10 protein-coding genes are annotated in these 20,905 nt (G+C 44.9%); 9 read left to right on the top strand and 1 reads right to left on the bottom strand.

Annotated elements, in window-relative coordinates; translation table 11 throughout:
* Positions 1-62 precede the first annotated feature (62 nt).
* From T7867_RS02140 to T7867_RS02105, 8 genes are all read left to right on the top strand, one after another.
* Entirely contained in the window at positions 63-1,814 is a 1,752-nt protein-coding gene (locus tag T7867_RS02140) for a GMC oxidoreductase (RefSeq protein WP_068215309.1), read from the top strand.
* A gap of 3 nt (positions 1,815-1,817) precedes the next feature.
* Complete coding sequence (locus T7867_RS02135; RefSeq protein WP_068215308.1) at positions 1,818-2,441, top strand: gluconate 2-dehydrogenase subunit 3 family protein; 624 nt, start codon at positions 1,818-1,820, stop codon at positions 2,439-2,441.
* Between the two features lie 140 nt (positions 2,442-2,581).
* A complete protein-coding gene (locus T7867_RS02130) occupies positions 2,582-4,156 on the top strand; it encodes a sensor histidine kinase (protein WP_221405954.1) in 1,575 nt (524 codons plus the stop codon).
* 166 nt (positions 4,157-4,322) lie between these two features.
* The gene (locus T7867_RS02125) at positions 4,323-6,227 is read left to right on the top strand and encodes an ATP-binding protein (RefSeq protein ID WP_185101166.1); all 1,905 of its coding nucleotides are present in this window, start codon (positions 4,323-4,325) and stop codon (positions 6,225-6,227) included.
* A gap of 189 nt (positions 6,228-6,416) precedes the next feature.
* Positions 6,417-7,151: a LytR/AlgR family response regulator transcription factor gene (locus tag T7867_RS02120; protein ID WP_068215302.1), complete on the top strand. Its 735-nt coding sequence runs from the start codon at positions 6,417-6,419 to the stop codon at positions 7,149-7,151.
* A 142-nt stretch (positions 7,152-7,293) separates the two neighbouring features.
* On the top strand, positions 7,294-7,536 hold the full coding sequence (locus T7867_RS02115) for a hypothetical protein (protein WP_068215301.1): 243 nt from the start codon (positions 7,294-7,296) through the stop codon (positions 7,534-7,536).
* Positions 7,537-7,554: 18 nt separating this feature from the next.
* On the top strand, positions 7,555-8,682 hold the full coding sequence (locus tag T7867_RS02110) for a phosphatidylinositol-specific phospholipase C domain-containing protein (protein WP_068215300.1): 1,128 nt from the start codon (positions 7,555-7,557) through the stop codon (positions 8,680-8,682).
* Between the two features lie 30 nt (positions 8,683-8,712).
* Positions 8,713-9,555, top strand: coding sequence for a hypothetical protein (locus T7867_RS02105; RefSeq protein WP_157717451.1), 843 nt, complete (start codon positions 8,713-8,715; stop codon positions 9,553-9,555).
* Positions 9,556-9,648: 93 nt separating this feature from the next.
* On the opposite strand, the gene T7867_RS02100 is transcribed toward T7867_RS02105, so the two are convergent.
* Positions 9,649-9,777: a hypothetical protein gene (locus T7867_RS02100; RefSeq protein ID WP_262501390.1), complete on the bottom strand. Its 129-nt coding sequence runs from the start codon at positions 9,775-9,777 to the stop codon at positions 9,649-9,651.
* Between the two features lie 264 nt (positions 9,778-10,041).
* Between T7867_RS02100 and T7867_RS02095 the strand changes: the two genes are divergently transcribed.
* On the top strand, positions 10,042-20,859 hold the full coding sequence (locus T7867_RS02095) for an MBG domain-containing protein (RefSeq protein WP_068215291.1): 10,818 nt from the start codon (positions 10,042-10,044) through the stop codon (positions 20,857-20,859).
* The last annotated feature ends 46 nt before the right edge of the window (positions 20,860-20,905 follow it).

The raw sequence follows: 20,905 nt of genomic DNA, 5'->3' as shown, positions 1-20,905 counted from the left end.
CCTCTATCCACATTCGCGCTGGATTGTAAAAACATTGTTGACATTCAAACGAGTAATTCAAAATGAATTTAAACCTTAAAGCAAAGCAGGAGAGAACCTTCGATGCTATTGTGGTGGGTTCAGGAATTAGTGGGGGCTGGGCAGCTAAAGAGCTGAGTGAAAATGGCCTCAAAACACTTGTTCTTGAGCGTGGTCGCAAAATCGAACACATCAAGGATTATCACACTGCTACTATGGACACCTGGGATTTACCTAATAGAGGTACTACCCCTCCAGATGTCATAAAGGAACATTACCCTAAACAAAACAGAACTGGGTACACCACTGCAGAAGCGCATCGTCATTTCTTCGTAAAAGACAGTGAGCACCCATATCAAGAAGACTCACGTTTCGACTGGATGAGAGGTTATCACCTAGGAGGAAGGTCTATCACTTGGGGGCGTCAGAGCTACAGATGGAGTGATATCGACTTCGAGGCCAATGCTAAAGACGGTTTTGGTGTAGACTGGCCAGTGAGATACGCAGATATTAAACCATGGTACGACTATGTAGAGAAATACATAGGGGTGAGTGGAGAAAACAGAGGTTTCAAGCAATTGCCTGATGGTCAATTTTTGCCTCCAATGGAAATGAACTGCGTTGAGCAGGAATTTCAAAAAGCAGTTGAAAGCAAGTGGAACAACAGGTGGGTAACCATTGGTAGAACAGCTCACTTAACACAACCACTTTCAGTAAATCAGCCAGACCATAAAAATCCTGGTCAAAGGGCTCAGTGTTTGTTTAGAGACAGATGTATGAGAGGTTGCCCTTACGGTGGCTATTTCTCAAGTTTATCTTCTACACTTCCTGCAGCAATGGCCTCGGGTAATGCAACTGTTAAAACAGATGCTATTGTACATGAGGTAATGTACGATGCTAGCACAGGCAAAGCTATTGGTGTACGCGCCATTGATCAGAATACTAAAGAGTCTACAGAGTATTATGCCAAAGTAATTTTCTTATGTGCTTCTGCCATTGCTTCAGCTGGTATTTTGCTTCAATCTAAATCAGATAGATTCCCTAATGGCTTGGGTAATGACAGCGGTGAGCTAGGTCATAATATTATGGACCACCACTTAGGTGTTGGCGCAGGTGCGACTGTAGAAGGTTTCGAAGACAAGTATTATAAAGGAAGAAGAGCTAATGGAATCTATATTCCTAGGTTCAGAAACCTAGGGGGCAGCTCAAACATGAAGAACTTCGTAAGAGGTTACGGTTATCAAGGTTCTGCTTCTAGAGAAGGCTGGGGCCGAAACATAGCCGAAATGAGAGTTGGGCGTGTTGGCGGAAATATCAAAGATGCATTAATGGAGCCAGGAGGATGGACAATGGGCTTTATGGGCTTTGGAGAGGTTCTTCCGCAGCATAAAAACTATATGTATCTAGACGAGAACAACAAAGATCAGTGGGGACTACCTCAAATGAGATTTGATACGGCCAACTTCCATGAGAATGAGTATGAAATGAGAAAAGATATGGCAGCAGCAGGTGCAGAAATGCTAGAAGCAGCCGGTTTTAAAAACGTTTATACTTACGATAACGGTCCTAATATGGGCTTAGGAATTCACGAAATGGGAACTGCAAGAATGGGTAGAGACCCGAGAACTTCTGTAGTGAACAAGTGGAACCAAGTACACGAATGTAAGAATGTGTTCATGACAGATGGAGCATTTATGACTTCTGCTTCTTGTGTGAATCCGTCATTAACTTATATGGCATTTACTGCACGTGCAGCAAATTATGCGGTAGATCAATTGAAAAAAGGAAAACTGTAAACCATGGAAAGAAGAGAAGCACTTAAAAACTTAGGTTTCGGCTCAGCAGCCATATTTTCTTCCAGTATGTTGTTTGGAGCACTGCAAAGTTGTTCTCCTCAACCTACGGTTGATTGGGTTCCTGTAGCTATGACTGCCGAACAAGCAGCTCAGTTAGAAAAGATATGTGAAGGTATTTGCCCTAAAACAACAACTCCAGGGGCTACTGAAGCCGGAGTGGCGAATCACATCGACCAGGCCTTGTCTGCGCTAAGAACAGATAGAGAGGTAGGTTATTTTAAAGATGGTATGGAAATCTTTGTGAAGAATTTCGATGCCAATCAAGAAGTGAAATTCAATAAAGCTACAACCGAACAGGTTACAGCAGCTATCAATGAGTATTTTAAGAAGTATGACGAAAACCCTGAAATTCTTCAGAACCTCAGAAACGGTATGCGCGATGAGGGAGAGAAATCAGGTGAGTTTTTAGAGACTTACTTTGTAACTCAGGTGGTAGACTCAACCTTCCGCAGCTACTTTACCAGCGAATTAGTAGGCGAAACAGTATTGCCATACGACCCTATTCCGGTAAAATATGAAGGATGTCTTCCATACGAACCAGGGCAAAAGCTTTGGTCTAGTGTGTGATCATCATAAATCGAACGAAAAACCCTGACGCTTTTGTCGGGGTTTTTTGTTTAAATTAGCCTGTCATGAGCTGCATTAGGCCATTTTTTAAGAAAGTATTTCTGTTTTTTATACTGATATGTTTAATGCTGCCCATTACAGTGTCAGCACATCATTTTCTTGGCGAATTCGGGTCTTTCGAGTTAGCGTTAGCCCCACAAGATACGGCTGTTGTTGTTACTGGCTCTTCCGGTGAGCCGATGTCTAATTTGGAAGCAACCACCTTTCAGGGTGATACAGACCTAAGGAGCCTATTACTAGGGAGTTTCTACGGACTCATGGTGGTGATGATTCTCTATAACTTCTTCATCTACCTTTCACTAAGAGATCGGGTTTATCTGCTTTACGTACTTTCTACCACCTTTGCTATGCTCACCACGGTTTCTACCAATGGCTTAGGCGAACAATATTTGTGGCCTAAATACGAAGGAATAGATGGGGAGCTTTACGTCATATTTGCAGGTATCAGCATGGCCTTTTCCAGTCGTTTTGCTGCAGAATTTCTCAATGTTTCGAAGTTCAGCCGCAGGCTAGATAGGCTGTTGTGGCTCATTGGTGCTTTGAGCATTCTCATGTCGGTATTATGTGCACTTATTGGTTTAAATCCGATTTATGGTTTTGCCAGGTGGTTAGTGCTCATTTCTTTCCCCACCCTTCTGGCTACGGGTGTCTATATATACAGGAAGGGATTCAGGCCTGCTCTTTTTTATATTATTGCCTGGGTGCCTTATATTCTAGGGGTACTCATTAGAACCATTCATGGGGCGGGGATTTTACCAACCAATTTTTTCACTCTAACTGCTGTGGAGCTGGGGGGGGCTATGGAAGTCACCCTACTTTCACTGGCCTTGGCCGATAGAATCAGGCGTATGCGCCAGGAACTTAGGCAAAAGGAAATGGAAACAGAGCGTTTTAAGAGAAGTCTGTTAGAAGAACAAAAGATGCTTCTTGAAAAGACAGTGGATGAAAGAACAAGTGCTTTACAAGAAGCCAACCAAACAAAAGATAAATTCTTCTCCATTATTGCTCATGATTTGCGAAGCCCTATGATTGCCCTTCAGGGTGTAGGCCAAAAGTTAGAATATTACATTCGAAAGGATAAAAAGGAGAAACTTTTAGACCTAGGTGCTAAAATAGATCACTCTACCGACCATATAAACCATTTGCTCAATAACCTACTCAACTGGGCTAGCACTCAGAAAGGGAATATTCCATATAGGCCTCAGCGGCTTTTGATTTATGACATGATCAAGGAGACTTTTCTTTTGTATCAGTCGCTGGCAGAGAGTAAAGAGATAAAAATGCTTAATCAGGTGTCGGCTCAAGCCACAGTTTATGTAGATGAGGATACCATGGCCACAGTAATCCGAAATCTGCTTAGTAATGCTATTAAGTTCAGTCCAATAGGAGGTAGTATCTATTGTAGCTCTCATGAGCAAGAAGGTATGTTGGTTTTGGAAGTTAGAGATGAAGGAGTGGGTATGTCGAACGAAAAGGTGAATGAGGTTTTAAATGGTAATAGGCTTATTGCCTCAACTGGCAGCCGTGGAGAGAAAGGTTTTGGGTTAGGGCTTCGTCTTAGTAAGGAATTTATTACTTTGAACAAGGGTAGGATGGAGGTGTGCTCCGAAATCTCAAAGGGAACTGCTTTTTCGGTCTATATGCCTTTGTATTAGGGAGGTGCTCATGGTTGGGTTTGAGTTTTAAAACGAGTTTGGGTCTTTCACAAACCTTAAAATGCTACGAATTAGTAACTACAGACTGTATTTAGTCTTTTCTGTCTTTTTTCTGCCATGTCTTTCGGTGGACTTATTTTCACAGAGCTTGCAAGATGAGGCTAGAATGGCAACCTCTAAAGATCAAGTAGCGACAGAGCTTTCAAAGCTGGGGCTATTGCTTAATACCGACCCCCAACTAACCAGAGAGATCAGCGAAATTCTACTCCATAAGGCGCACGATCTAGATAATGATCTGCTAGAAAATGAAGCCAAACTTTGGCTAGGAGCCAGTTTGTCGTCAATAGGTAAGTACGACTCTTCCATTATAGTGTTAGACTCTTGGTCTATGCACAATGTTAAAGAGGGAAATATCAATTACGTAAAGCGGAATTTTCACAAGGCAGTAAGTCATTATTATTTAGGAGAATATTCAACAGCAGTAGATCTGTTTTTAAGTACTGCAAATGCCCATGAGTTGACAGAAGAACCCAAATTTCATGGACGTTACTTTCGAGTTTTAGGAGAGGTATACCGTGCTGCAGACAATCTCAACCCTGCTCTGGAAAACTTAGAGAAGGCTTTAGGGATTTGTGAGGAGGCACAGGACACAATAGGGGTAGCTGCCACACTGAATAGACTGGGGGTGGTCTACTATCAGAAAGAAGAACACGAAATTGCCGAGAAGCTACTTTTACAGTCTTTGGATATCTCCCAGCAAGCTGGTTTAGATGGAGTGGCCGCCAATAACTTCAATGATCTGGGAGAACTTTATTACGCCACCAAGGAGTATGAAAAGTGTCTCGCTTTATATGAGAGAGCCCTTCAAATGGCCCAAGATGAGAGTACACGGATCAATACCCTTAATAATATAGCCCGTTTAGACTGGAATTTGGGTAGGTTTTCAGAGGCTGTTAACAGGGCAAAAGAAGCATTGGCTTTGGCAGAAGAAATGAACATTCTTACTTACAAAGTAGATGCTACAAAGATTATTGCCGATAGCTATGAGGATATGGGCAAATACGTTGATGCCACGCACTTCTATAATATTTATATTAATTACTTGGAAACACTGTTTGAAGAAGAACAGACCAAGCAAATAGTAGAGCTGGAAACTCAATATCAAACGGCACAAAAGGAGCGTGAGATTGAGAATTTACAACTCCAGCAGCTGGCCGAAAAAGAGAGGCAGCAGCTCTATCTCATTGGTTTGATAGTTGTTGCGCTATTTTTGTTGATACTTCTGATGTTGTTCGTACAGATAAGAAGGAATAACCAAAAAATTAGTCTCCAGAACCATAAGCTGGAAGAACTTAATGCTAGCAAAGATAAATTCTTCTCCATTATTGCTCATGATTTGCGAAGCCCTATGATTGCCCTTCAAGGTGTAGGCCAAAAGTTGGAATACTTTATTCGGAAAGAAAAGCAAGAAAAGATACTCGAGATGGGCGGAAAGATAGACCGTTCTATTGATCAGCTTAACCATTTGCTGAACAACCTGCTTCACTGGGCCGCTTCACAAACCCAAAGTGTGCCACATCATCCAGAACATTTTGATGCATCGAAAATTATCGAGGAGAATTTGGCGCTTTATGAAGGGTTACTCGAATCGAAGAAACTGTCGGTGAGAGTGTCTAAGAACGAAGCTTATGTATATGCCGATAAGAATAAGTTTTCGACCATTATCAGAAACCTTTTGAGTAACGCCATCAAGTTTAGTTATGAGGGAGGTGTAATTGAGGTTGATTTTAAAGAAGAGAATGGCACAACAGAGATAAAGGTAACCGACTTCGGAGTTGGTATGGACTCTAAAATGAAGAAGAATCTTTTTACTTCATCCCTAAAAAGTGAGCGAGGTGTAAATCGAGAGGTGGGCTTCGGGTTAGGGCTAAAAATTGTTGATGAATTTGTTCAGCAAAATCATGGTGCCATTCAGGTGCAGAGTGCCAAGGGAGAAGGTACTACCTTCACTATTTCTATACCTGCCGAAGGTCGGGGTAAGGTAATGCAAATGAGCTTAGTAGCCAGGTGAAAGCTTTAGTGGTTTATCAATAATCCTTTGTCTTTTTGTATAATCTGAGACAAATCATGCTTCCTTCCTTTGGCGCATAAATTTGGTTTGCCAATAGTCAGTCCTACAGACTGTTCCTATAAAGAATCTCATGCTCTAATTGCTCAGATTTGTTATTTTTAACCATCAACCAAAGCAGACCATTCAGCAATGAATATTCTCATAGTAGAAGATGAGCCCAACTATGCAGATACACTCGAAATGTTTGTGGATGAATTGGGATACCACATAACTGGCTTGGCCGAAGAGGGGCAAAAAGCACTTAAACTTTTCCGAGAAAATGCCCCTGACCTGGTGCTACTAGATATTAACATTGAGGGTGAAATGTCGGGTATAGATCTTGCCCGTATTTTTCAAGCAGAAAGGCCCACTCCAGTTATTTTTATTACTTCTTATGATGACAAGGAGACTTTTAATAAGGCCAAGGAAACAGTGCCTTGTGACTACCTGATTAAACCTTTCGATCCTGATCAGTTGGAAAGGAGTATGGAGTTGGCCACAGTACGTGCTTATGCCCCGAGTCCTGATGAAGACGTATTTGAAGATAATAGGCACGTGGTTCTGGGTAAGGATTTCTTTTTTGTGAAGGAGAGAAACAAACTGGTCAAACTGATGATTGCCGATATTTTATGGGTATCAGTAGAAGACAAGTACTGTATTCTACATGCTGAAGGTAAAAAGTTCGTTATCCGCCAGTCGTTGAAGGAGTTGGCAGAAAAGCTAAACCCGCAAGAGTTTGTCCAGACTCATCGTTCTCACATCGTAAATATCAAGAAGGTAGAAGATATTGACCTTGCGCAATACACAATTGCTATTGCTGGAGAAGAAATTCCACTTGGAAAGTCTTATAAGGAGAATTTGCTTTACAGGCTACAGACGCTCTAGCCATTCTAATCCCCGTATTAGTCCTTTTGCGCACAGTATCAATGACTTGGCGCACATTTCTAGGTGGTTTGTGCACCTTTAGCCATTTAGTATCCGGGTGTTTTACAATTTTAAACCGTGCTAATCAGTAAACACACACAATATGAATTCAATAAGTATAATTGGTGCTTGCTATGGTGCCTATGGCGAAGCTGCTAAAACTTTTGATGTAACCTCAAAGGTTCAAAAGCTGATTACCCGTTCTGGGGATAGTTTGGAAGTTGATAATCATATGTTTAATGACCCTTGTCCAGGTCACAGTAAACATTTTGGAGCAGTTTACAAGGTCAATGGACAAACGAAAGCGGTAGCCTGTAAAGAAGGTCAACTTGTAACTTTTGCTTGACACCCTTTAAATGCAGATATGAGCAAGGTGAAAATTATATCGGCCGCTTACGGAACAAAAAGTGCAGCTTTGGTAGTAACCGAAAAGGTTCAAAAGTTGGTAGATAAGGGTGAGACAAGGATAGCAGCTTCCAATAAGTTGTTTGGCGACCCGAGCCCTGGTCATACCAAACACCTAGCTATTAATTATTCATTTAACGGAGTGAAATTGGCTGGTGCTTGTAAGGAGCATCAAACTGTTGCAATAGCTAGTTTCCCAAATGCTAATTGGATGTCCAGGATTAACGGAAATAGAAGATTGTCGGAAATTAATATGCCGGGCACTCATGATTCATGTGCTCTTTTCGGAGGTTTTATGACCCAATGCCAGGAGTTCTCGATAGCTGCTCAGCTCATTTTGGGCGTGAGGTTTCTGGATATTCGATGCAGACATCTCAAAGATGTGTTCACCATACATCATGGATCTGTATATCAAAAGATCAACTTCGGAGATGTTGTGCAACAGTGTATAGATTTTCTAATAGAAAACCCGAGTGAGACCATTGTAATGGGTGTTAAAAGAGAGTGTAAGGACGATCCTAAGTTTTGGGAAATCGATGCCTGTAAAGATGAAGGCAACACGCGTAGTTTCGAATCTACTCTTGAACACTACATGCATGGGTCGGGTAACCGTTGGTATGTGTCAGACACTATCCCCAATCTGGAAGAAGTCAGGGGTAAGATTGTGCTTGTTCGTAGGTTCGATGGTAAATTGGGCATACCAGCCTATAATGGGTGGAAAGGAGACAGCACCTTTACTTTGAATGATGATGCGCCTTCAGAAACAGCACTTAATAAAATTAGGGTTCAGGATTGTTACAAAGTGGCGTATTTCAATGGATATGATGAAAAATGGAGGAACATTGAGAAACTGTTGAGTGAAGCAGCCAAAGGAAGTACTAATGTATGGTATTGGAATTTTGCTAGTGGTACTTCACCAGGCGTCCCTGACTTAAATAACCCTAGATCTACTGCTATTGGCAAAGGGGGGATGAACAATCGGCTAAAGGAACATTTGCCTGAATGGGGAAAAAAGAGAGTAGGTACGATTATTTTAGATTTTGTTTCGGATGACGGACTGCTTGATAAGATCATTGCAATGAATTAGGCCACTATAAATCAATATGCTATGCAACCAATGAGTAAAAGTGATTTACAAATAGGAGACATTCTCATTTTTGAGAATTTCGATTTTAGTTTAGATAAATTTTTCAAAACCTGGGAGAAGGAAGGTGCAGAGAAAGCCGCATTCTATTTACTGGTTTACCTTATTCCTTGGTTTGACCCTGGCAAAGAAGGTCAGAATTACAGAAACATATATCATGCAGCTATTTGGGGGCATGTAGATATTAATTTTGGCAAGAATACCTTTCCAAAAGTGATGGATTGTGTTGTTCAGGCCGGAAGTCACGGCATAGGTGCAGCTACTTTGGAATCGACATTGAATGCAGACTCGGTGGCTAAACTCTATGTATACCGAAGGAAAGGTGATTTGGATACTGAAACAATCAACAAAGCCATTAGCGATTTTTACTATGATGGCTCCATTAAATATTCCTATTCAACCGCGTGGATGCTGGCAGTGATTTGCTCCATGCGTTATAAGGATGGAGAAATTCGAAAGGTTATTCTGGATAAAATCCCAAATAGGTTTATTGCTGAGTCGGTCATTGTGGCGATTACTTTACTCATTAACGAATACAGTGAAGGACACCAAAAAGATATGATTGCCTGCTCTACCTTGGTAGCCATGTGTTTAAAAAATGCTGGTTATCCCATTCATGTAGAGCCATTAACTGAATCTCCCGAGCTTATTTTGGATGATCAACTCATGGCAAGTTCCGTTCAACCTGAAATACAGCTTCTGGGGTCAGTTCCAGAGATCAAGCGCACACCAATTGAAGAAACCATTATTACTCCGAGACAGCTTTTTGAATCTCCAGATGTAGAACTTGTGGGGTGCTTTTCCCGGTCGAATTAGGTCTTCATGTGATGTTTAAAAATAAAGCTTAGGAGCCATTTAGGCTATTGAGAATTTGTCTCCGTTCTGTAAGGAATCGTATCTCTGGAGTTTTCATTTTCCAACTATCGGTGACCACTGGTTATTTTCGGCTCCTGACTCCTGACTCCTAACTCCTGACTCTTGGCTTCTGGCTTCCAGCTTCATTCTTCCAACTCCTGGCTTCCGTCTTCCGTCTTCCATCTTCCGTCTCATTCCACCCCTAGCCCCTGAAGGGGCAGCACTTTAGCGGTTCAGTAACGGCCTTCGGCACACCTGCTTCTAGCTCCTGGCTTCATGCTTCCGTCTTCCGTCTTCCGTCTTCCGACTCCCAGCTTCCGTCTTCCCGCTCCAGCTTTCAATAAACCATGAACCACTTTCACGCCCAAAAATCTGCAGTTCGCGCACAATTTTAATTTTTAGGCAATAAATGGCCGCACTTTCATATTGGATTAAACCTCAATCGAAATGTGTGCCTCAACCACTCAAAAGACCATAATACTACACAAAAAGAGAGTTTTAGTGTTAGCATTCTTCTTTATCGCGTCACTACCAAACACCATTTTTTCACAGATTAAGTTCACCATTAGTGCCCCTAGCACAACGTCAACTACCATTACGGTAACTGGGTCTGGTTCTGCTACCACGAATAGTAGTGCCAACTCATGGGTCATCTCTAACGGCTTCAATCAAATATTCGGGAACTCTTCTTTTAATATTGTCACTTCCAGCATCAATTTCAGAACCTTTGGTCTTACAGGTAACCTGCAGCTTACTGATGGTGTAACTCCTGTTAACTTCAGTGCCATTGTATTGGATGATGATACGGGTAGTGACTATGATGACTTTGCACTAAACGTGAGCTCATCAGTTTCAACTTCAGCGAATACTTTATATACCCTTTCGGGAAGTGCCACTTTCGATATTTCCGGTATAGCCACTTTTGCGGACTTTTTCACAGGCACTTTCTCCGGAACTTTCGATGAAACTCAGGCTGGCTTTGCCAATTTTGGTACTTCGGATATTATTATAGAAGTAGTGGAGGGCTCCAATACCCTAAGTTTTCCAACCGATGAGTTTTCTGGTGGTTACGATACGGACGGAGTGGTTCAGAAGTCTACGGTTGACTTTGGTGATGTTACCCTCAAGACAACAGATGATGGTACAGGAACAGCTTTTGCTTCTTTAACAGGCATTACCGGTAATCTCAATAGAGGTTTTGCACATGGAAGTGTTATAGCTGGTAATGCCACTATAGATGGTTTAGGCTATGTATCAAATGCCGGAGATGGCGCGAATGGACAATGGTTTGTATTTGCTACCGACAATGGCACAGAGTTTAAATTGGCCAGTCTGGATATACAAGAAACCTATGATTACATAGCCAACATAGAAATACTGGGCTTTCTAGATGGTAGCGAGGTAGTAAGCGAAGAAGTGTCTATTACAAAATCCAGTACGAATACTGGTATTACATTGACCTCAAGCCTTTTCGAATATGTCGATGAAGTAAGAATACGACAGAAAACAGCGGGCTTTTTTGATGGTGGAGTTCCCGGTATTGAAGGAGCTATATTCGATAATATAGTGCTGGAAGCCCCGGTAGCTCCTAATGTTGCTCCCACAGCTAGCGATGTGAGTATTTCTGGTACTTTCGCTTTAGGGCAGCAATTGACAGGAAATTATACCTATGCAGATGATGACAGCGATGTGGAAAGCGGTTCCACATTCAAATGGTACAGGTCCGATGATGCCTCTGGAACCGGAAAAGCAGTCATTGCAGGAGCCACAGCCCAAACTTATACCCTGGTAGCCGATGACGATGGTAAATACATCAGCTTTGAGGTAACCCCTAATGATGGTACAGAGGCAGGAACTCCGGTTGAGAGTAGTCTGGTTTTCGAAATTGTGGAAGTGTCTTCAATTGTACGTCAAACACCATCGGACGCCACTACAAGCGAAGACGAAGTGACTTTCAGAGTGACCTTCACTGATGATGTGCGCTATGTCAGTACTGATGATTTTGTTTTAAGTGGAACTGCTGCAGCAGATGGAACAGTGTCTTCAGTAACAGCTGTTTCTTCAAGCGTTTACGATATAAAAGTCACGGGCATTACTAACTCTATCGGAACTATCAATCTTGACCTGAAAGGGGTAGATGGCGCAGGAAGTAACGATATTGCTAAAATCCCATCCCAATTAGACGCTAGCTCTACAGCAGATCTCCAGATCACCGACTCTCCGGTTTTCGGTCAGTCTTTCAGGGCCAATAACTCTGGTCTTTTGTTAGATGTGGTATTAAAAAAAGGCACAGGTCATAGTCACAGTGGAGCGGGTACATTAGAGCTAATCTCAGGTGAAGGTTACGGAGGAACAGTGTTAGCCACTGAAAACATACAAATTACTTCCGCACAGACTGAGGTGACCTATTCATTCAGTAGTCCACCAAGTGTAACGGCAGGAAGCACTTATACCTTTAGAGTTAATATTCCAGGAGCTCCATCGAACAGTATAGGGTTTTCGGCCCAGGTAGGGGCTGGTTATTCAGGCGGAATTCTTTATCAGGCATCCGCTCTTTCAAGTGCAGACTTATATTTCAAACTCTTTGTCTCTTCTGGCCCGAGTGAAGCACTTGGTAGCACATTGCCTGCCACTGATGAAACATACACCATCTCTAATCCTCCGGTAGCCAGTAATATTGACATTACCGGGACATTGAACGTAGGTCAGCAATTGACAGGTACCTATGATTTTAGCGACCCTCAATCGGATACCGAAAGTGGGTCTTCTTTTAAATGGTATAGGGCAGACGATGCATCTGGAACCAATAAGGCAGCTATAGCTGGGGCAACAGGTACCACCTATACCCTGACTCTAGCCGATGGAGGTAAGTTCATTAGCTTCGAAGTAACCCCCTCGGATGGAACTGATACCGGAGATGCCGTAGAAAGTGCAGCTTATGAGGTGCCAGCAGCAATTACCGTTCAGTCTATAGCCAGGCAAACACCTGGTACTGCGAATGTGAATGCCGGTACCGAACCTGTTTTCAGGGTCACTTTCAGCGAAAATGTTCGCAATGTCAGTGCCGATGATTTTACCCTCAGCTCAACAGTAGGTGGAGCGGTCTCTTCGGTAAATGCAGTAGATGCCAGCATTTACGATGTAACGGTTAACAATTTAAACAATGTGGATGGCACATTGAGCCTGAAGGTGAAAGGTATCGATGGAACAGCAGGCACCAACAATATTACAGGAATTGGCTATAGTAATGGAGTCGCTACCATTCAGCAGACTGGGGTGAATGATTATCTCAACCAGTCAAAATTAGGGCAGACTTTTACAGCCACCACCAACAATTTCCTAACGGCCTTTACTTTGTTTCCAGAAGCAGGACAACACGGTTTTGCAGGAACGGTAACGCTGGAAATTCACAGTGGTGATGAGAGCGCAGGAGGTTCAACTGTACTTAAAACTGAAACCGTAGAATTCACAGCCAGTACCGATGCGGCAGGACAAACCATACAATTGTCTGATCCACCACAGCTTACTCAAGGCGAGACCTACAGTATAGTTTTGACGAATTTTTCGGGTAGCGGAAGCCATGCATTTTCCTCTTCTACTAGTGGTAATTATGCAGATGGGCATGTGATTTTTACAGGCTATAACTCTGGAAGCCATAGTGCCTTCGATCTTAAGATAGATATCTTTGAGGGTGCTCAAACCGATGGAGAAGCCTTACTCGACTTGGCGCCTGGCACCGAGGAAAGCTATACTGTGCAAGCCGATAATATATCTCCTTCGGTTACTATTACCAGTAATGCATCCAATCCCCAAAGTGGAGCATTCACCGCTACCTTCACCTTCTCTGAGGCCGTAACAGGCTTTGCGATTGACGATATCACAGTTGGTAATGGAGCTGCCAGTAATTTCCAGACCACCAGCGCCAGCGTGTATACAGCAACCATAACACCGGCAGCCGATGGAGAGGTAACCATAAATGTAGCAGCAGACAAAGCAGCCGATGCTGTGGGCAATAACAATACTGCTGCCACGCAATTGAGCTTAACCAATGATGAAACCGCTCCTACCGTAACTATCTCAAGTGACGCCACAAATCCACAAAGTGGAGCATTTACAGCCACTTTTACTTTTTCTGAAGATGTAACCGGTTTTGAAGTGGGCGATATCACTGTCGGTAACGGTGCAGCCAGTAATTTCCAAACTTCGAGTGCCAGCGTTTACACGGCCACCATAACTCCGGCTGCAGATGGTGCAATTACAGTAGATGTTGCCGCCAACAAGGCCATTGATGTAGCGAGTAATAACAATGTTGCTGCCACACAACTCAGCATTACGAATGATGAAACGGCACCATCAAGAGTTTCCGGTTCCATTGTAGGCAAAACTTATGGCCTTAATCAGAACATGGATATTACCGTAGAATTTAATGAAGCAGTGGTGGTTGAAACTTCCGGAGGAACCCCTTCGATCAATATCGCTATGGGTAGCCAAAACAAGACCGCTACCTATTTAAGTGGTTCGGGAACCACTACTTTAACTTTCAGATATACCACTTTAGCTGGTGATACAGATGGCAACGGAGTTACGTTGGCTGCTATTGAATTAAATGGGGGAACCATAGCCGATGCAGCAGGTAACAATGCCTCACTAATAGGCACTTATACCGGCCAGGCCGATGTTAGGGTGGATACAGTTGTTCCTACCGTCAGCATAAGCAGCTCTGCTGATCCCACCAGTGGAGCATTTACAGCTACTTTCACTTTCTCGGAAGATGTAACTGGCTTTACAGTGGACGATATTGCGGTTGGCAATGGAGTGGCTAGTAACCTGGCTTCGACAAGTGCTAGCATATACACAGCTACGATTACCCCAAGTAGTGATGGGGCTGTTACAGTAGATTTAGCGGCAGATAAGGCAGCGGATGCAGGTGGCAATGGCAATACCGTTGCGACACAACTAAGCGTTACTAACGATGAGACCCAACCTACCGTCACCATCACCAGCACCTCTGCTGGGCCTGTTCTAGGTCAGTTTGATGTGACCATTACTTTCAGCGAATCGGTTACGGGCTTTGAAGCGTCTGACCTTCAACTGAGCAATGGCTCCATTGCTACCGGAACATTCAGTGGTTCGGGAACAACCTACACAGCCACCATTAATGGCAGTGACCAGGGAACGGTTACTGTAGATGTTGCAGCCAATGTAGCGACAGATGGCGTAGGCAACGGGAATACTGCAGCTACTCAGTTCAGCATTTTCAATGATATTATTTCACCTTCATTAACCATTTCTACTTCGGCTAATGACCAGACCAATGCTGCTTTCACTGCTACCTTCACTTTTGATGAAGCAGTGACCGGATTTACAGTGGGTGATATTAGTGTAGGTAATGGCGCGGCTAGTAACTTCAGTGGTTCAGGTACCACTTATACCGCCACCATTACGCCCGATAGTGAAGGAGATGTAACCGTAGATGTAGCCCATAGTATTGCAGAAGATGCTGCTGGTAACTTCAATAATTCGGCCACCCAATTGAGCTTGACTTACGATGCAACATTACCAACCTTGGTGAGTGCCACAAAAGATTCTGACACACAAATTACCCTCACTTTCAGTGAGGTGGTAGAAATAGCAGGTGCCGCTAATAGCAACTTTACGATGGCTGCCGAAGACAATAAGAGTTATAGCGTAACGTCCATTTCAGACGGCACAGCGGGTGATAACCAACTCATACTCAGCTTTGATGACCTAAGTACCGCCATTCTGGAACTCGTGATCACTTACGAGGCTACCACTGGTAACATCAGTGACCTGGCTTCCAACCATCTGGCCGATGATCCAACAGGTGTGACCATAACGCTCAACCAGTTGGCGGTAGCCAGCAATGTGGCGTTCAGTGGAGAATTGCAGATTGGTGAAGTGCTTTCAGGAACCTACAATTACACCGATCCTGATAATGACACGGAAAGTGGTACCACTTTTAAATGGTACAGATCGGATGATGCTTCAGGAACAGGCAAGACAGCCATTGCAGGAGCAACGGCTCAAGCCTATACCACTACAACTGATGATACTAACAAATACCTGAGCTTTGAAGTGACACCAAACGATGGCAAGTATGCTGGAGTGGCGGTAGAAAGTGCTCTGCAGGGTCCCATCAACAATGCACCTAATGCTACCAATGTAGCTATTTCAGGAACCATGGAAATAGGTCAGGTAATTACCGGAACTTACGACTTTAATGATGATGAGAACGATGCCGAGGCAGGAAGTACTTTTAAATGGTATCGTGCTGACGATGCAGGAGGTACTGGAAAAGTTGCCATTGCGGGAGCTACAGCCAAGCAATACAGTCTCACCGTTGACGATGCTAACAAGTACATTTCATTTGAAGTTACTCCATCCGATGCTTATCATGCTGGATCGGCAGTAGAGTCTGCTCTGCAACTGGCAAGCTATGGAACCCCTGTGATTACTGCATTTAACCAGGCCCGTGGCATAGAAGGAGGAACCATGACCCTCACAGGTACAGGCTTCACTGGAGTAACTGGGGTCGCTTTTGGTGGAGTGGCTGCCACCAGCTTCAATGTGGTTTCAGATACCGAAATGACCGCAGTAGTCGGTGCCGGTAATTCAGGAAGTATAGCGGTGAGTAACCCAGATCATGCTGGTACTATCGATGGCTTCGTATTCATTAATACCGACACCAATATAGAGGACTTTGAAATTTGCCAGGACTGTTTGCCTGTTACCTGCGATGCACTGGAAGGTGGAGAAAACTGCGAGATCGATTACCAGTTTGTTTCAGGTGGCGCTACGGCCACGGCAGGTTTCGATTTCCAGCCAAGAATTTTCCTTACCAATATGGTCATAGACCCTGCTTATGATTACAGTATGAAAATTCAGATTGAATCGTTGACAATTTTCCCAGGTTCCAAAGGCATTTCTTTAGGATTGGTGCGGGTAAAAGACAACGGAGAGATATATGGTGATCTAGCACACGACATTGGGCAGCAAGCCAATGAATATGGCTATATAAGTACTACAGGGGAGAAATTTTCAGATGGTACCTTAAGTGCATTTGGAAGTGGTTATGCCGTAGGAGATGTTCTCCTACTGGAGTATAAAGCGGCAGATCAGTCTTTAAATTATTCACTGCAAAAATCTGGCGCTGGCTCCTTCGATAAACAAGGTGGGGGAGCTGCTTTCACAGGTGTAGAACCTGGATCAGGAGATGCACTGGCAGTAGCCCTGTCGCTTACCTGTTTCGGCACCTGTAATCTCACTATTATTGAAGCAGAGGACTCCAAAAGTGCTGGAAGCACTGAAATAACGGTTGCTGGAGAAACTACCGATTTTGGAACAGTAGACCCTGAGTCAGGTGATGCTACTAAGACTTTTGCCATAAAGAATGAAGGGACAAAAGTGTTGAATCTGACCAATGATCCAAAAGTGACCATTTCGGGAACAGATGCAGCCGACTTCACCGTAGCCCTTCAACCTGCATCCAGTATCGATGCTGCAGACTACACGTATTTCGATGTTACTTTCGATCCTTCAACTGAAGGCAACAAATCAGCTACGGTTACCATTGCCAATAATGATTTAGATGAAAATCCATTCACCTTTGAAATTACTGGCTCCTCGGTTATTCCAAATGTAGCGCCTACCGTTACAAATCCGGTGGTTACCGGTGATCTTGTCGTAGGCCAAACCCTGACCGGTACATACGCCTTCAGTGATGGGGACAATGATCCGGAAAGCGGTTCAGCTTACCAATGGTATATGGCCGATGATGCAAATGGCAACAATAAAGCAGCCATCAGCGGAGCTACCGGCACCACCTATGTGTTGACGAGCGACCATGTAGGTAAATACTTTAGTTTTGAAGTGACCCCAAGCGATGGACAGGTGTTCGGTACAGCTCAGGAAAGTAGCCTCCAAGGACCTGTGAGCAAAATTGCCCAGAGCATCACTTTCAACGCGCTGGATGCCAAGACCTACGGGGACGATGACTTTGAGCTTACGGCCTCAGCCAGTTCGAACCTTACTGTGACCTACACCAGTTCCAATACCAATGTAGCCACTGTAAGCGGTAGCACAGTAAGTATAGTAGGAGCAGGAGAAACCATCATTACCGCCTCACAGGCAGGCAATGACAGCTATTCAGCGGCCACTGATGTTACCCAAGTACTGACTGTAAACAAGGCTGCCTTGACAGCCACAGCCGATGATGAGAACAAGACCTACGGTGAAGCCAACCCAGCCCTGACCATCAGCTACACAGGTTTTGTGAACGGAGATGATGAAACAGATATCACCGAGCCAATCGCTAGCACAACAGCCGATGCCGGTAGCGATGCGGGTACTTATGCCATCACCCTGAACGGAGGCGCAGCCGACAACTACACGCTGGTAACAGTGAACGGAACACTCACCATCGAGAAAGCCACCCTCACCGCTACGGCCGATGACAAGAGCAAAACTTATGGCGAAGCCAACCCGGCCTTTACCATAACCTATGCAGGCTTTGTTAATGGAGATGATGAAACTGCTGTTGCAACCGAGCCAACAGCTTCAACAACAGCAGATGAGACAAGCAATGTAGGGGTTTATGATATCGTACTATCGGGCGGATCAGCCAATAACTATTCACTCTCAACAGTGAACGGAACCCTGATCATCGAAAAAGCCACTTTAACGGCTACAGCCGATGACAAGTCCAAAACCTATGGCGATGAAAATCCAGCCCTCACCATCAGCTACACAGGCTTTGTGAACGGAGATGATGAAACAGCCATCACCCAACCCATCGCCAGCACAACAGCCGATGCTAGCAGTGATGTAGGTGCCTACGCCATCAGCCTAAGCGGAGGTTCAGCAGACAACTACACGCTGGCAACAGTTAACGGAACCCTGACCATCGAAAAGGCCACCTTGACAGCCACGGCCGATGACAAGTCCAAAACCTATGGCGAGGAAAACCCAGCCCTGAGCATCAGCTATGCAGGCTTTGTGAACGGAGATGATGAAACAGCCATCACCCAGCCCACCGCCAGCACAATAGCCGATGCCGGCAGCGATGCCGGGACCTACGCCATCACCTTGAGCGGAGGCGCAGCCGACAACTATTCACTGACAACAGTCAACGGGACCCTGACCATCGGGAAGGCCACTTTAACGGCCAGGGCAGATGACAAAGAAAGGGCAGTAGGGCAGGAAAACCCCGAATTCACCATCAGCTATACCGGCTTTGTGAATGGCGATCACAAGTCCGAGATCGATACAGAGCCAACCGCTTCGACCACAGCTGATGAGACCACCGCAGCAGGTACAGCCGCCATTGTCCTGAGCGGGGGCAGTGACAACAACTACAGCTTCAACCTGGTGGAAGGTACCCTGACCATTGTACAGGCCTCTTTTGTCACCTCCGTTAGCGTGCCAGATGATGGCATCTACACCATAGGCGATGAGATGATCTTTACGGTAAACTTTGCCCTTCCTGTGACTATTACAGGCGGCCCAAGCCTACAAATCAAAGTTGGAACCGAAACGAAGGCCGCTACACTGGATGGAATAGTAAACGATAGCAATACAGCTACATTTACCTACACCATTGCAGAAGGCGACCTGGATACAGACGGTATTACCGTTGGTTCAGGGATTGACCTGAATGGAGCAACCATTGAGGACGGCTTTGGCAAGGATGCCATCACCAAGCTCAACAACATAGCCAGCACGGCCAATGTGAAAGTGGACGGAATCCGAGCCACACCAACTATTACTTCAGCAGTGAGGGATCTGACCAATGCGGCATTTACGGTAACCGTAACCTACGATGAACCGGTTTCAGGCCTAACAGCCGAAGACTTGGACATCACCAACGGTACAGCGAGCAATGTAGAGGTGGTAACTGCTGGCAGAACCTGGAACGCCACCATCACCCCGACAGCAGACGGTACTACCACCGTATCGGTGGCCAATGCAGCGGTAACCGATGCCGCAGGCAATGCCAGCGTGGCCTCAACGGCCAGTATCAGCACCACCTTCGATGGCACGGCACCAACGGTTACGAGCATTACCAGGGCAGAGGCAGACCAGGTACCGACAGGGACGGCCAGCAGGGACTTCACGGTAGTGTTCAGTGAAAATGTGACCGGTGTGGACGTAACAGACTTTGAGGCAGTGGTTACCGGAACAGCCACCGCCAATGTGAACACGGTGACAGCAGTGGACGGCAAGACCTACACAGTGAACGTGAACGGGATCTCAGGCGAAGGCACGATAGGCCTGAACGCCAAAGATGACGACAGCATCATAGATGCAGCCACCAATGCCCTAGCTTCAGCATTTACAGGAGAGTTGTACACCACCAACTTTGCAGCTACAGATATTGCGCTTTCTACAGCAAGCATTCAAGAAAACAATGCAGTAGGAGCAGAGATTGGAGCATTCAGTACTACAGATGTCGATGCTGGCGACAGCCATACTTACACTTTAGTATCAGGAACAGGAGATACCGACAATGCAAGCTTCACCATAAGTGGGGACCAGCTATTGGCCGCAGAAACCTTCGACTTTGAGACCAAAAACAGCTACAGCATCCGTGTTAAAACAGATGATGGGTTTGGTGCCACTTTCGAGAAGGCACTGGCCATTACCATCACCAACGAAGGAGAGGCGATCATAGAAATCACAGGAGAAGGCGATTTTGCACAAACAGCCTTGGGCCTTGCCGATACCAAAACCTGGACAGTGTCCAATAAGGGAGATGCGGCCACCGAGGTTAGGGTGGTCAGCTCCAGCCAAGGCTTCAGCTTCAACCCGGGCTCAGTACAGGTGAACCCAGGGGAGAGCAAGGAGCTCACCGCGGTCTTCTCGCCCACCGAAGCCAGGCAGTACACAGGAGTGGTGGTGTTCAACTTCGACATCACCAACAACATCCAGGACAACGTGATAGAGGTGAACCTGAGTGGAGAAGGGGTGATAGTGACGGGTGCGGACAACGGACAGATCAGCGAGGAGCAGATTAATGTGTTCCCGAACCCTGCGAGCAACTATGTGACCATAGACTTGAGTGAGCTGAACGGCATGCCGTTGAACATACAGATGATTAATCCAACTGGTGTGAGTAAGCTGGAGAAAGAAGGCTATGACAAGAGAGAGCTGACCATAGATGTAACCAACTTTGAAAGTGGCCTGTACATCATCCAGTTCAGTAACGAAAGGTCGCTGGTGAGGAAGAAAGTCCTAATCAGAAAGTAGTAACCGAAGTAAGTAAAATTAGCCGACCCAATTGTCCACCTTCGGA

It is taken from the genome of Roseivirga spongicola (genome assembly GCF_034376045.1).
GTDB lineage: Bacteria > Bacteroidota > Bacteroidia > Cytophagales > Cyclobacteriaceae > Roseivirga > Roseivirga spongicola.
This window is presented reverse-complemented; position numbering and strand designations above follow the sequence as displayed.